10 protein-coding genes and 2 pseudogenes are annotated in these 14,187 nt (G+C 42.6%); 5 read left to right on the top strand and 7 right to left on the bottom strand.

Annotated features, from left to right (window positions below):
* Positions 1–4 precede the first annotated feature (4 nt).
* The 3 genes from ACFI6G_RS16430 to ascF all read right to left on the bottom strand — a co-directional run bounded on the left by ACFI6G_RS16430 (position 5) and on the right by ascF (position 3,630).
* Positions 5–622 carry a bifunctional 4-hydroxy-2-oxoglutarate aldolase/2-dehydro-3-deoxy-phosphogluconate aldolase gene (locus ACFI6G_RS16430; protein WP_046209575.1) on the bottom strand — a complete coding sequence of 206 codons (618 nt, stop codon included), beginning with the start codon at positions 620–622 and terminating at the stop codon, positions 5–7.
* A 31-nt stretch (positions 623–653) separates the two neighbouring features.
* On the bottom strand, positions 654–2,084 hold the full coding sequence (ascB, locus tag ACFI6G_RS16425; protein WP_046209576.1) for a 6-phospho-beta-glucosidase: 1,431 nt from the start codon (positions 2,082–2,084) through the stop codon (positions 654–656).
* 67 nt (positions 2,085–2,151) lie between these two features.
* Complete coding sequence (ascF, locus tag ACFI6G_RS16420; protein WP_046209577.1) at positions 2,152–3,630, bottom strand: PTS cellobiose/arbutin/salicin transporter subunit IIBC; 1,479 nt, start codon at positions 3,628–3,630, stop codon at positions 2,152–2,154.
* Between the two features lie 242 nt (positions 3,631–3,872).
* Between ascF and ACFI6G_RS16415 the strand changes: the two genes are divergently transcribed.
* Both ACFI6G_RS16415 and edd read left to right on the top strand, forming a co-directional pair.
* Positions 3,873–4,394, top strand: a complete 522-nt coding sequence (locus ACFI6G_RS16415; protein WP_046209578.1) for a gluconokinase — start codon at positions 3,873–3,875, stop codon at positions 4,392–4,394.
* Positions 4,391–6,187 (top strand): phosphogluconate dehydratase, encoded by a 1,797-nt coding sequence (gene edd, locus ACFI6G_RS16410; RefSeq protein ID WP_046209579.1) that lies wholly within the window; start codon positions 4,391–4,393, stop codon positions 6,185–6,187. Before ACFI6G_RS16415 ends, edd begins: the two co-directional genes overlap by 4 nt.
* 73 nt (positions 6,188–6,260) lie before the next feature.
* Here the strand turns inward: edd and ACFI6G_RS16405 are convergent, their stop codons facing one another.
* Positions 6,261–7,268 carry a substrate-binding domain-containing protein gene (locus ACFI6G_RS16405; RefSeq protein ID WP_046209580.1) on the bottom strand — a complete coding sequence of 336 codons (1,008 nt, stop codon included), beginning with the start codon at positions 7,266–7,268 and terminating at the stop codon, positions 6,261–6,263.
* Between the two features lie 143 nt (positions 7,269–7,411).
* Positions 7,412–7,846: pseudogene (locus tag ACFI6G_RS16400) on the bottom strand (lipoyl protein ligase domain-containing protein); the annotation flags it as partial.
* Positions 7,847–7,848: 2 nt separating this feature from the next.
* Here ACFI6G_RS16400 and ACFI6G_RS16395 point away from each other — a divergent pair.
* Positions 7,849–7,991 (top strand): annotated as a pseudogene (locus ACFI6G_RS16395) (transposase domain-containing protein); the annotation flags it as partial.
* 1,227 nt (positions 7,992–9,218) lie between these two features.
* Entirely contained in the window at positions 9,219–9,587 is a 369-nt protein-coding gene (locus ACFI6G_RS16390; protein WP_046209581.1) for a phage protein, read from the top strand.
* A gap of 253 nt (positions 9,588–9,840) precedes the next feature.
* Here ACFI6G_RS16390 and ACFI6G_RS16385 read toward each other — a convergent pair whose 3' ends face one another.
* Positions 9,841–11,748: an NACHT domain-containing protein gene (locus ACFI6G_RS16385; RefSeq protein ID WP_046209582.1), complete on the bottom strand. Its 1,908-nt coding sequence runs from the start codon at positions 11,746–11,748 to the stop codon at positions 9,841–9,843.
* 562 nt (positions 11,749–12,310) lie between these two features.
* The gene (locus ACFI6G_RS16380; protein ID WP_046209583.1) at positions 12,311–13,201 is read right to left on the bottom strand and encodes a LysR family transcriptional regulator; all 891 of its coding nucleotides are present in this window, start codon (positions 13,199–13,201) and stop codon (positions 12,311–12,313) included.
* Positions 13,202–13,289: 88 nt separating this feature from the next.
* Between ACFI6G_RS16380 and aguB the strand changes: the two genes are divergently transcribed.
* Positions 13,290–14,186: an N-carbamoylputrescine amidase gene (aguB, locus tag ACFI6G_RS16375; RefSeq protein ID WP_269429389.1), complete on the top strand. Its 897-nt coding sequence runs from the start codon at positions 13,290–13,292 to the stop codon at positions 14,184–14,186.
* The last annotated feature ends 1 nt before the right edge of the window (position 14,187 follow it).

Here is a 14,187-nt window from a genome sequence, read left to right as displayed (position 1 = left end):
CGAACTATCTGGAACCGATCGCTCGAACTAATTCTGCGATTCCGTCCCAATCACCCTTATCCATTTTGTCGGTAGGAACCATCCAAGTTCCACCGCAGGCAACGACTGATTTTAGCGCTAAGTAAGAATCTACGTTAGCTGGGCTCACGCCACCTGTCGGCATAAAGTTAACTGGATAAACCGCCGTAAGTGCTTTCAACATGGCGATACCACCAGATGGCTCTGCTGGGAAGAACTTTAGTGTCTTAAGCCCCATTTCCATTGCTTGTTCAACCAAGCTTGGGCTATTCACTCCAGGAACGATCGTAACCCCTCTTTGCTGACAGTATTTGACTGTGGTTGGGTTCAAACCTGGGCTGACAATGAAATCAACACCCGCATCAATGGCAGTATCTACCTGCTCTGTGGTCAGCACAGTACCTGCACCAATCAGTAACTGAGGATAGGCTTCACGCATCAAACGAATCGACTCTGCTGCCGCTTCTGTACGAAATGTCACTTCAGCACAAGGCAAACCATTCTCAACTAATACTTTCGCAAGAGGTACAGCCTGAGCAACGTCATTAATGGCGATCACCGGAACGATGCGAATATCTCTGAGTCGTAGTTCAATTGTTTTCATTATTCATTTCTCTCATTATCAAACAGACAAATTAAGCCAAGTCGCTGCCGTTACTTGCGATCACTTTTTTGTACCAGTGGAATGACTTTTTAGGAATACGATTTAACGTACCATTACCTAGGTTGTCTCTGTCCACGTAGATAAACCCATAGCGCTTGCTCATCTCTCCGGTCGATGCCGCGACAAGATCGATACAACCCCAAGGTGTGTAGCCCATCAGTGGTACACCGTCTTCCATTGCTTCATGCATCGCAACAATGTGCTGACGAAGGTAATCAATGCGGTAATCATCGTTCACTTCGCCATTGTCATCCAAGGTATCACGAGCACCTAAGCCATTTTCTACCAAGAAAAGTGGTTTCTGGTAACGATCATAGAGTGTGTTCATCGTAACTCGAAGGCCAGTAGGGTCAATGACCCAACCCCAATCACTTGCTGGAAGATGCGGGTTTTTGATCGACTTAACAACGTTCGCCGCGCTAGTATTACCCGAATTCATATCGGCAGAAGCACAACGAGAAGCGTAGTAACTGAATGAGATGAAATCGACGGTATTCTTCAGAATCTCGAAATCTTCTTCTTGCGTTTCAAGCACCACACCTTTGTTATCAAATACCTTTTGAGCATAAGATGGGTAGTAACCACGAGATTGAACATCGATAAAGAACAAGTTCTCACGGTCTTTTTCCATCGCCATGAGTACGTCTTCAGGTTTGCAAGAGTATGGGTAGAAGTTACCACCCGCTAACATACAACCCACTTGGTTCTGCTGGTCCACTTCATGGGCAATTTTAGTCACCAAAGCACTCGCCACTAGTTCATGGTGAGCTGCTTGGTACTTCACTTGATCGTGATTTTCGCCTTCCTGAAACAACAACCCAGCACCAGAAAACGGGCTCGCTAGTAAGATATTGATTTCATTGAAAGTTAGCCAGTATTTCACCAAGCCTTTGTAGTTCTCGAAACAGGTTCTCGCGTAACGGCTAAAGAACTCAATCATCTTACGATTGCGCCACGAACCATACTCGTTGACCAAATGCATTGGCACATCGAAATGACACAAAGTAACGAGCGGCTCAATACCGTATTTCTTACACTCTTCAAAAACATCACGATAAAAATCTAAACCAGCTTGGTTCGGCTTTAGCTCATCACCTTTTGGATAGATTCGGCTCCAAGCGATGGATACGCGGAAGACTTTAAATCCCATCTCTGCCAGCAAGGCGATGTCTTCTTTGTAACGGTGATAAAAGTCTATCGCGTTATGGCTTGGGTAGAACTCGTCTTCGCTGAGCGTCACCTGATCAACCTGACCAAGCTTAATTGGCATGCGGTTCTCACCGTAAGGGATCATATCTACGGTTGTTAGGCCTTTACCACCCGCTAAGTGAGCGCCTTCAGACTGGTTTGCGGCAATAGCGCCGCCCCATAAGAAATCTTCGGGAAATTGAATGTTTGACATCGAATACCTCGGAAACAATAAAAGTCACCTTACGATGAAGTAAGGTGACTGAATAAATTAATACTAATTAGGAAGCAGACGCCACGGTGACCTTCTCTTCTGCCTTACTAGCTTCTTTCTTTACTGGCTCTGAATTTGCGTTTTCATCGGTATCATCTTCTGGAATATCTTCAAAGCCTAAAACTAGGGTTAGAATAAATGACAGCACAATGGACAATGCGATCAGACCGAACACCCAAACGATACTCATAGGATCATTCACATCAAAGAACTGTACGCTCGTAAACAGGCTTGGTGCCGCCATCGAGTGACTCGCAAGGCCACCCATGCCCGCTAATGCACCTACGATAAAACCAGTAATCATTGTTGCTATAAGTGGACGTTTCAGACGAACAAGCACGCCGTACAATGCAGGCTCAGAGATACCGGCGAAGATAGCTGAAGCACCCGCGGCTAATGATGTCTGCTTTAGTGCGCTGTTTTTGGTTTTGTAAGCAACAGCTAGACACGCACCACCCATACCAAGATTGGCACCGATTTCTGAAGGCATAACCATACCTTCACGACCCGTCTCAGCAATGGTTTGAATAATCGTTGGAGTAAATACACGGTGCATACCAGTAAGAACAAGTAGAGGCCACAACGCACCCATGATAGCGACGGACAACCAACCTAACGTGTCATGAATTGTGTAAACAAGCGCTGAAAGCGCAGTACCTACCCAAATACCAAATGGACCGATAAGTACGATAGCAACCGGAGCTGCAATCAATACAATCAACATAGGTTTCAGGAAGTTTTTAGTTACAGCAGGGGTAATGCTATCTACCCAACGCTCTATGTAAGAAAGCGCCCAAGTCATTACAAGTACAGGAATAACCGTGTAGGTGTATTTTACTGACGTGATTGGGATACCGAAGAAATCAACGTACTTGCCTTCTGCAGCTTGCGCCATCAATTCCATAAAATTGGGGTGGATTAAGACGCCTGCAATCGCAATAGATAGCGACATGTTGGTCTTAAATTTGATTGATGCAGAAGCTGCAACCATAACGGGTAGGAAGAAGAATGCTCCATCACCAATCGCTTTCAGGATAAGCAACGTTGGCGCATTAGGTTCAACCCAACCCAGCATATCAAGTACCATGGCTAGCAACTTGACCATTGAAGCGCCAATGATTGCGGGGATAAGAGGAGACATGGTACCAACCAGTGCGTCCAACATTTTCGCACCAATTGACTTAGCCGTTAGTTTCTCTTTTTTACTTGGAACCTCTGTTGCCGATTCAGTAGATAGCTCACAAATAGCCATCACTTCCTTGTATGCATACGATACCTCGTTGCCAATTATAACCTGTACTTTGTCTCCATTATCAACAACACCCATAACACCTTTCAGTGTTTTCAGATTGCTGATGTCGACGCCATCTTGGCTGTTTAAAACGAATCGTAGTCGAGTCATGCAATGTGTTAGAGCTGCGACATTTTTCTTGCCCCCAAGATGCTCAACAACAGATTTCGCAATTGCGCGGTAATCGTTGGCCATGTTATCCCCCAAAGCTCTTTCTAGTGATATTTAAACGCGAAATATAGTGAGATGTGACCATGTTTGAGTCAATTCGTCGCAAAAAACAATCTCAATAGTTGTGAATTGTTGTTTTGTGTTCTTCATCACACTTTCTTAAGTTACCGGTAACATGTTACCGATAACACTTATAAGATAAAGCCATATTTACAAGCGATGTTCAAAATTGAGATCACGCGCAAATTTGTTAAGAGGATTGAGTTATGGCTGGTAGTAGTGTCATCGTCATGGGAGTCAGTGCTTGCGGGAAAAGCACAGTAGGCGAGCATTTAGCAAAAAGACTTGGACGTAAGTTTATTGATGGTGACGACTTGCATCCTCGAGCAAACATTCAAAAAATGGCATCAGGCCAACCTCTTAACGATAATGATCGTATTCCATGGCTGGAACGCGTCAGCGATGCGGCTTATAGCTTAGAAAGTAAAAACGAACACGGTATTATTGTGTGTTCTGCGTTGAAGAAAAAATACCGGGACCAAATTCGTAAAGGTAATAACAACATCACTTTTCTCTTCCTCGATGGGGATATCGACCTAATTTTACAGCGTATGCGTCAGCGCCAAGGTCACTTCATGAAAGAAAACATGATTAAAAGCCAGTTCGAAACGTTAGAAAGACCTGACAGTGAACCCGACACTGTGGTGATTAGCATTAACGACGATATTAATAGTGTCGTTGATTACGCTGCAATTGTCCTTTCTATGACCGACGAGGCAATCGCATGACCCATCCTATAATCCAAGCTGTTACCCAAAGGCTGCTAGCTCGAAGCCAAATGGCTCGCCAAGAGTTTCTACACAGAACTCAACAGCAAGCCAATGCTGGCAAAGGGGGAACAGGGCTCTCCTGTGGCAACTTGGCTCACGCAGTCGCGGCATCTTGTTCAGATGAAAAGCGCTCTATTCTGGATCTCACTAAGTCTAACGTCGCGTTAGTTAGTTCTTATAACGATATGTTAAGTGCGCACAAGCCTTACCAACACTACCCCGACCAAATCAAAAAGGCGTTAGCTAAACTCGGCCATACAGCACAGGTGGCAGGATGCGTACCCGCGATGTGTGATGGTGTGACTCAAGGACAACCAGGAATGGATATGTCTCTGTTCTCAAGAGACTTGATCGCTCAATCTACTGCTTTATCACTTAGCCACAACGTGTTTGATTCAACACTGTTACTTGGAATTTGCGACAAAATCGCCCCAGGGCAGCTAATGGGGGCACTCTCCTTTGCGCACCTACCTACCGCATTTGTTCCCGCAGGATTAATGGCAACGGGCATCAGCAATGATGAGAAAGTACACATCCGCCAAGAATACGCAGCAGGTAAAGTGGGGAAAAGCGCTCTATTGGATATGGAGTGTAACGCTTATCACTCTGCTGGAACCTGTACTTTTTACGGCACAGCCAATACCAATCAGCTGGTATTTGAAGCGATGGGGCTAATGCTACCAGGCTCAGCATTTATTCATCCTGACTCTGCACTTCGAGCGTCACTGACTCAATATGCCGCCATTGAAATCGCTTCAATGACACCGCAAGCTTCAAACTTCCGACCGCTATCTGACGTTTTTACAGAAAAAAGTCTCATCAACGGTATCATAGCCTTACTCGCATCGGGAGGAAGCACAAACCACAGCATTCACATGGTCGCAGTCGCGCGCGCAGCAGGGTTTATTCTGACTTGGCAAGACATCAGCGATCTATCCGATGTGGTCCCTTTACTTGCTAGAGTCTATCCAAACGGACCTGCCGACATGAACGCGTTCCAAGCTGCAGGAGGGGTTCCAGCACTGCTACGTCGATTAGACCAAGCGAATTTACTGCACCGTAATGTCACGCCTACCTTTGGGTCGTTTGAAGATCAAATGAGCATTCCAAAACTTGAAGGTGAACAACTAACTTGGAAGGTGTGCGAACAATCCATAGACACTGACGTTATCGCAGGACCAGAACAAGTCTTTCAGACGACAGGTGGAACGCGAGTACTTTCGGGGAATCTAGGCAACGCGGTGATTAAAGTGTCAGCTGTCGCAGAAGAACAACGTGTGATAGAAGCGCCAGCGGTCGTGTTCGACTGCCAACACAAAGTGGAAGTCGCTTATCAAAGAGGTGAACTCAACAAAGATTGTATCGTTGTCGTGGTTAACAATGGCCCTGCAGCGAACGGTATGCCTGAATTGCACAAGCTCATGCCTATTCTAGGCAACATACAAAAGCAAGGTTTTAAAGTGGCTCTCGTTACTGATGGTCGCCTATCTGGTGCATCAGGAAAGATCCCATCCGCAATTCATGTCTCACCAGAGGCTATTCGAGGCGGATCCATTGGGCTTATTCGCGAAGGCGATATCCTGCGCTTAGATTGTGCGAGTGGCGAACTCAATAACCTCAACGACATGCAGTCTCGCCAAGCGAGAGTGTTTGAGGCAGATGCCAACCAACAAACCATGGGACGCAGCCTATTTACCGTTATGCGCCAATGCGTTTCGAGTGCAGAACAAGGGGCGAGTTTTATCGTTTAACTGTGTTATCACTTAAATGTAAAAGCAAAAGAGGCATCATTTCGATGCCCCTTTCAGTTTCCACCATACGTGACTAAACGCTTTCGCCATCAGTGATGCGATAGCCCATATCCACTATCGTTTCCGTGACTGGCTCGCCTTTCAAGCAAGCAAGCAGTAGCTCGGCACTTTTCTTCCCCATCTCATAACGTGGAGTATCTACACTGGTCAGTTTTGGGCGTATGGTTTGGCCAATATCCAAAGCGTTGTAGCCCACCACAGATAGCTGTTGCGGCACTTGGATTCCACGTTGCTGGGCAATGAGCAAGGTACCTATCGCGATGTCATCATTGGTGCAGAACACGCCATCTAGATCTGGGTAATCCGCAAGAGCGCGATCAAGCAGATCTTCAGCCAAAGAGAAGTTAGAGTGCTGTTCAGTCAACACATGCTTAGGCTCTAATCCAGCCTCATGCATCGCTTTGTCATAACCTTGCAAACGCAGCTTAGTTCGCGCATCCAGTCGAGCGCCAAAGTAAGCAATAGAGCGTTTACCCGCTTCAATCATTCGCTTCACGACATGGTAAGAAGCATCAATATGGTCCAAACCAACAACCATATCGATCGGATTGGTTGGTAGTTCCATCGTTTCAACAACAGAAACACCTGAATTCTTGATCATCTGTAACGTGCGGGGGGTGTGGTGGCTTTCCGTTAATATCAACCCATCAACCTGATACGAAAGCAGCGAAGCAATTTTTTCCTCTTCTTCAACAGCATCATAGCTAAAGTGAGCGAGCAACGTCTCGTAGCCATTCTCTTTAGTAACCGTTTCGATACCTTGAACAAACGCGGCAAAGATTTGGTTTGATAAAGAAGGGAGCAAGATACCGATCGCTTTACTTGACGACTTAGAGAGCATGGCTGGCGCTTTGTTTTCGATGTATCCCATCTCTTCAATAACCGCAGCAATTTTCACGCGAGTTTTGGCTGCAACTGAATCGGGATTACGCATGTAACGAGAGACGGTCATCTTGGTGACGCCTACTTTGTCTGCCACATCTTGAAGTGTGGTTCGAGTTTTCTTGTGCTGCTCTGTCATAACTATTTGAACTCTTTATTATGTTACAAGTAACATTATAAAGTTCTCACCCCCTCAAGTTCAACCCATTCGTTCTCATAGCCACACAAAATTGAAATGCTTCACTCCTTAACTGGTTGATAAGACGTTAGCAAAAGAGAGCCTCACGCGTGCTTGATAAAAGCTTGGCTTAACCGTTGAAAAAGTGAATCTACGTTGGGTAGGGTCGTGAGATGTTCGGACAATGGCGTATGAACCTGCGCATCGACCACGGTTGGATTCCCGCACACTTGATTATAAAAATTCACCGGCGCAACGATGTTCTCTAAGTCGACATCTAACAAGATACAGGCTTGCGAAAGTACAATTTGACCGCCCCCTTGTTTAAGCAAAACACGCTGAGCCGTGCCCACTATTTTTTGTTTATTGATATTGAGGCTATAGTCGCCATCACAATAAGAACCGGGGGTTGCGTGTACATCCACATCGATGCCCAGTTCTTTGAAAAACAGGGTTAAGACATCGCATAAATGTCGATACGCTTTTGGGATGTTGTAGGCTTCATCACGAGGCTAGTGGTAAATGTACGATAGGTTAATGTGCGAGCGCCATGCTTTACAACATGTCGAGAGCGCGAAAGCCAACGCTCTTATCCCCTATGACTACCCGGTCAAGTGCATGAGAGTGTTGGCGAAAACAAAGCCTGATATTGACGCACTCCTACCTTGGAACTTCGAACATTAGCAATATCGCCCCAGTTGCGTTTACTATGACGCAGATCACCTCTTCTGCAAAAAATAACGAACCCCCCGCTCCCCTCTACTTAGTTATATTTTTGGTCTAAAAATCAAGAGCTAACTAACGGAAGAAGTCGGGGTGAATATCGCATACCGTTGGTTCCTTAGAGTTTCTCTGGCTTAAAAAATTGCCCATACCTCAATACTCAATCAAGACCGCATTCGTCGCATCAATAGTATTGATATCTTCGAATACATTTTAACTATCATCGAGATCCAAGTAATAGAGAAACGATTATCTAAATATGCTTGATATAGATATTGGTGTAGAGCGAGATGAAAAAGCAAAACGGCCACTAAAGTGAAGAACATCAAAGTCAATATAACAGTTCCAGAAAGCAACTTCATGACACAAGGATTCATCGTTCTCTACAATAATGCCGTTTATGGCCAGTATGCTATCACCCTACACACGTATGCAATAGAAGGCATTATCAACGACTCTCTCCCTTATACCTAACGCTTGAAGCATCGAGGCACCTTGATTGTGTTCTGTGACCGCCTTCCACCAATAACAAAAACACCTATAAGAACAAACACTTTAAGTACCAGAAAGAGACAATCACATATTTATGTCGAGCAGAGCAAGAGCTTAACTACAAGGCAACAAAGAGATACGGATATCGGAGATAATCATACAGACATAAAGGAATTACTCGATCCATAAAACCGGCTATTCACTCTATAATGTGGGTTGTATTTTTACCTTTATCCCAAACAACCAAAGCATATGATCAACCATCAATTTTAGTGCACAAACATTTATTCAAAGAAATCCGGAAACAAAATAAAATACCAAAAATTAATTCTCATTTATTTAACATAAATCTTCTACAATTAGTCAATGCTCAGGCTGAGCATTGACAAAAAATGAAAATCACGAGTTATCTTTATTTCGATTTTCAGCTGAAATGAACACTAACGCGGGTATAACGATAGTACTTCTGTTGTTAACTCACATAAAGTGAATAATAGAAGTAGCAGCTTAAAATTAAGACTATGTTTGATAACTCAGCCAAACATTTACGGTACCATCCAAAAAGTCATAAAGCTCATAAGTCCCTATGTGACTGGTGGCATTTATTATCTGGACAGTGCGCACTTTGTCTGATTATACTTAATGGTGCATATCTTATAAATGTAGTGCAACCTCTTGTATTTAGAGGTTTTATCATTGAAGTATCGCGAAATGAGTAAGAATTACATTTTTCGAGAACTGGAATGCCAAATGACCAAGGAAGAGGTCGCCGAATTGTGTTTTAAATCTGTGAGAACTGTCACAGGTTGGGATGAGGGGAATCCAATTCCACCCGAGTGTAAAAGGCTTATGAGAATGGCAAAAGGTCGGGAACTTAGCGTAAGTGATGATTGGGAACAGTTCAAAATGTTATACGACAGGATGGAGCTGCCGACAGGCCAAGTAGTGAGGGCACAACAAATATTAGCAGGGATTGCATTATTGGGTATTCAATCAGAGTTAGAGATTAAGACTTCAACACACTTGCTTGGTCTTGCTAGAGCGATAGCTAATATCAAGAAATAGGATTAGAAAAGTATGGCTCTATCAAGGCGAATTCAAAGTCTAGGTCATATCTGCGAACTAAATGGATTTTTGCTGATATGGTTAACTCGACTGGCGAAAGATAGACCTTGTTTAGTGGAATTAACCTTGTTTAGTTGGATTCGCTAGTCCTCCTTTTGGGTCATATCAAGGAGAAAAAAGCCGGACTCATTGAGTTCGGCTTTTTAACTTACGATGATCATCAGCCTGCAATTCTGGCGCCTATAGAGAACTATTATTGAAAGTCCATATCCCCCAGTTGCAACGCCATATCAAACTCAAAATCTGCTTCGTCATAGTACGATGACAGAGGAACGTAATGGTTCTCATGAATATCTTTAACAATACGATTAATGTCTTCAAAGAAGTCATCATATAAGCCAGCAAGTTCGAATAAGGTTATAATATTAATAGTGAAAGAAGCAGTCCCATCTTTATGTTCTCTAATTCTATTTCCATACTTTGCAAGTTCTTTGTCAAACAACTCACTGTTTAATATAAAAGATTCATCGAACACTACTTTGTCTAACTGGTTGGATATCGAAAATGGTAGCGTCCTATCTCTGCTAACCATAAAGTACAGACCAGTTAAAAATTGGTTTTTTTCTATGATTGGAACCATCTCCACATCATAGTCTTTTTTTGCGATGTCCTCTTCTGAGTAGTCTTTGTCAACCAGATGCAATGATGTATTTTTAAAAGCAAGATCTATTATTTTCTTTGTGATCTCTTTCGGGCGTGACTTATACATTTCAAAATTGAGCTTTTTAAACTGCTCAAGCACAACGTAATTATTATAGTCATCTATATTTAGTGAGTATAAATATGACGCCATATTATCGAAATTGTCATAGCTTAGCATGAATCTAGCAACGAATTGATAAAGTTCGGGTTTCTTAGTAGAACGGATTGTTGATACGAAAAGCGCAGCGTAGAACTCTTGAATAGACTTGTGAAGGAATACGTAGTTGTCGTAACCGTCTTTCTGAACCAAGCAAGTGACTTCGATTATGTCTTTTGCAACTTTCTCTGCTTCGATTTCCTGCTTTTTTATCATGCCCAAAGAATCATGGATCGCATCATAAAATCCAATCTCAGTAAAATCTGACTGATTTTCCTTTAATGTGTGGAAGCAGAAACTATTAAAAATGGCTTGGCTGTTTTTGATTGAAACATCACAAGATTTTTCTCTGACAAAGTTTTTCAACTTATCGTGCTTTATATAAAGAGTCATATATAGAGCACTATAAAAATCAGTCACATTATCAGGAATGTTATCTAAGTGTGGGTAACAAATACATAACAGGTTAACTAGTATAGGGGATACTAAAGTGCCTCTTAATGAAATATTGCTTTCTATTAAGTTTGGCAGGTCAGCAAGGGCTTCACTTTCCAATTTAGATATTATTTTCAAAATATCTTCTTTTTCAAGATCATTAACATACATGTTCACGATGCCAACATGGCCGCAAAGCTCAGTGTTAGGTCTAGTTGACGTAATGATATTGCACAAGAATCGGTCTTTGAGCTGAGATATAGAAGCTAGGGTCTGTTGTCTAAGACCTGTAGATACTTCGTCAAACCCGTCAAGTAACAGGACTACTTTTTTAGATTGCAGTAAATACTCGATGTAACCATCAGCTAAGGACAACCTTAGATCTTCAAGTAACTTCCTCAAATGCGCGAGAATATCACCGTTCTCTACTTTTCGAAGTTCGATAAAGAACGGAATCCGATCGCCTTTTTTAAGCTCCTCTAAAAACAACTTTCTTAGAATTGTGCTTTTACCATGTCCGGCAATACCGATTATATTCACGGTATTCTCAGATTTGATTGTGGTGCCGTTCTCTATTTGTAGTGAGAATTGTCTTTGTTTTTCCGGGTTCTTGCTTTTTTTGGTGACAGTTAAAGGTGTGTATATTTGGTCAAGGAAAACATCTTCGTCATCACTCCATAACGTTCTCATCTTCAAAACTTTCGATACGTAGTTTTCAATGTATATTTTTCTGATATGCGGTGTATTGAGCTGGATTAAAATCTCTTTTCCATCTTCTGTACCAATAGACCAATGAGAGTTGATAAGCTTACTGGTTAAAACCCTAGCAACTTCAGAAAGCATTGCTGTACTAAGTTCTGCAATCATAAATTGACGCCTTGTTGTATTGTTCTTGTTTTAAAGGTTTTATTATTAAAACATAAAGTTAGTATTGGATATTATGTTCACTCTAGATTGCAATGCAAACATTTTCAGTTCATTGAAGGTCTTAGTAGCTCAATAGCTGTTGAAGTGTCGAATTTACCCCCGTGATACATGTCGGACTAATCAAAAAAATGAACTTGAAGTTGTCAATGCTCAGGCTGAGCATTGACAACTTTTTACTACCGAAGACCATATTGCTCAGTTCAACAGCAATACAAAATAGCGATACTGAAGTACAGGAGATCCAAACAATTAGTGTCTAATGAGCCCACTTCATTGGTTAAATATATAAAGTAGGGTGGGGCAGGGGATTGTTTCTTTTAGTAATCAATAGACCGATTTGAAAGACGATTCATATACTTACACTTTATATAGCTTTACCTAAAATTGTCCTTTCCTGATCGTCTAAGGCTAAAAGCTCATAAGAACTTTAACTACACATCCAAGCGTTCGTTAAATAACAGCATAGGTAAACGAATGCTGAAGAGAGTAAGTTGTTCCCTCTTTAAGTACACATATGTATCTGTTTAATAAGCCATTGAATGCTGTCTTGGTTATCATACAATTGATGGGTAAACATACTTAACGACAAGTTAGGGGCATCTTTCGGTAACTCGACAATACGTAAAGGAAGCATTTCTTTTAGTTCTTGCGCCACTCTCAAAGGTACACACATTAAATTATTGGTTTGCGCTGTCACCATGCCACCGACCGCATAACTTTGTACAATCATTGATATATGACGCGAGTGGTGATTTTGGTGTAGCCATCGGTCAATGGGATCGGCCCCTGAATTAATCAGTGGGAGGTGTATTTGTGGCACTTGAACAAATTCGTTTAAAGTGAGCTTGCTTTTAACACTTGAAGCCTTTGCAACAATACCAACGTAAGAGTCCGTCAACCAATGGTATCGATTGTAATATCGAGGTATGGCCTGTAAGTCGTCAACCCCCAGAATCAAATCTAATCTCCCCTGCTCAATACGTTCCATCTGCATGTTCTCAGACAAAATATCAATCGCAACGCGCACGTTCGGCGCACTTCTTTCAAAGGTCTTACCGAGTTTTGGTAGTGCATAAAACTCAAAGTAGTCAATAGCTCCAATGTAGAACGTTTTCGCATCAAGCATCGGTTCAAAAGGCTTCATGCGATCAAACGCCATATCAATCGAGCTAAGGCCTTTTTGTATATCAGGCAGCAAGCTTTCTAGTAAAGGTGTAGGTTCCATCCCTATGCGTGTTTTTATAAATAAAGGGTTATCGAAACGACTTCGCAGCTTCGCTAACACATGACTCGCCGCCGATTGACTCATAAACAGTTTTTGAGCGGCTTTTGACAAATTCCTTTCACGCTCTAGCACGACTAAAAGACGTAACTGATTGATATCTACATCCATAGGTTATCGAAACCCTTCATATCCAAATAAAAATTATGCACTTCCATAATAACATAAATGGTATTAAAAATATTCGTAACAGTAAGAAATACATAAGGATTATGATGAGAACGTCACTGTAGCAGCCACTCAGATGGCTTGTAGTTGGGATACCCAAGCAAATATTGAACATGCTGAAAGGTTAGTTCGCGAGGCCGCAGCCAAAGGTGCTCAGATCATCTTGCTGCAAGAGTTATTCGAAACACCTTACTTCTGCATAGAGATTCATGAGTCATACCATGCGCTCGCCACACAGCTTGAAGAGAATGAAGCTTTTCAACGCCTTTCTAAACTTGCTAAAGAGCTTGAAGTGGTGCTGCCTTTCAGTTGGTTCGAAAAATCAGGCAACGTTAAGTTTAACTCTTTAGCCATGATTGATGCCGATGGATCATTACTCGGAACTTACCGTAAAACGCATATTCCTGATAGTGATGGGTATTTAGAAAAATACTACTTCAGCCCTGGCGATACAGGTTTCAAAGTTTGGAATACCCGCTATGCGAAAATTGGCGTCGGTATTTGTTGGGATCAGTGGTTTCCTGAAACTGCGCGCAGCATGGCTCTGCAAGGTGCAGAACTTCTTTTCTTTCCCACGGCAATTGGCAGCGAGCCGAGTCAACCTGATATGGACTCTCAACCTCATTGGCAATGTGTGATGCAAGGTCATGCAGCCGCAAACCAAATTCCTGTGATTGCATCAAATAGAATCGGGACTGAGCAAGCGCAATATCGTGACCTTGAGCTCACGTTCTTTGGCTCGTCATTTATCACTGACTACACCGGGAAAATTGTCGCGAAAGCTGACCGCGAGACTTCAGGCGTGATTATTCATGAATTTGACCTCGATAATATCCAATACCAACGCGAAGCTTGGGGGCTGTTTAGAGACCGTCGACCAGAGCACTACAAACCATTACTCACACTCGATGGACAAGTGAAGGGATAAA

The sequence above is a fragment of the Vibrio sp. PSi01 genome (genome assembly GCF_054960695.1).
This window is presented reverse-complemented; position numbering and strand designations above follow the sequence as displayed.

Bases quoted from the DNA above. Each gene is read 5' to 3' on its own strand.
- ACFI6G_RS16430 (WP_046209575.1), bottom strand. From the start codon at position 622: ATGAAAACAATTGAACTACGACTCAGAGATATTCGCATCGTTCCGGTG.
- ascB (WP_046209576.1), bottom strand. From the start codon at position 2,084: ATGTCAAACATTCAATTTCCCGAAGATTTCTTATGGGGCGGCGCTATT.
- ascF (WP_046209577.1), bottom strand. From the start codon at position 3,630: ATGGCCAACGATTACCGCGCAATTGCGAAATCTGTTGTTGAGCATCTT.
- ACFI6G_RS16415 (WP_046209578.1), top strand. From the start codon at position 3,873: ATGGCTGGTAGTAGTGTCATCGTCATGGGAGTCAGTGCTTGCGGGAAA.
- edd (WP_046209579.1), top strand. From the start codon at position 4,391: ATGACCCATCCTATAATCCAAGCTGTTACCCAAAGGCTGCTAGCTCGA.
- ACFI6G_RS16405 (WP_046209580.1), bottom strand. From the start codon at position 7,268: ATGACAGAGCAGCACAAGAAAACTCGAACCACACTTCAAGATGTGGCA.
- ACFI6G_RS16385 (WP_046209582.1), bottom strand. From the start codon at position 11,748: ATGATTGCAGAACTTAGTACAGCAATGCTTTCTGAAGTTGCTAGGGTT.
- ACFI6G_RS16380 (WP_046209583.1), bottom strand. From the start codon at position 13,201: ATGGATGTAGATATCAATCAGTTACGTCTTTTAGTCGTGCTAGAGCGT.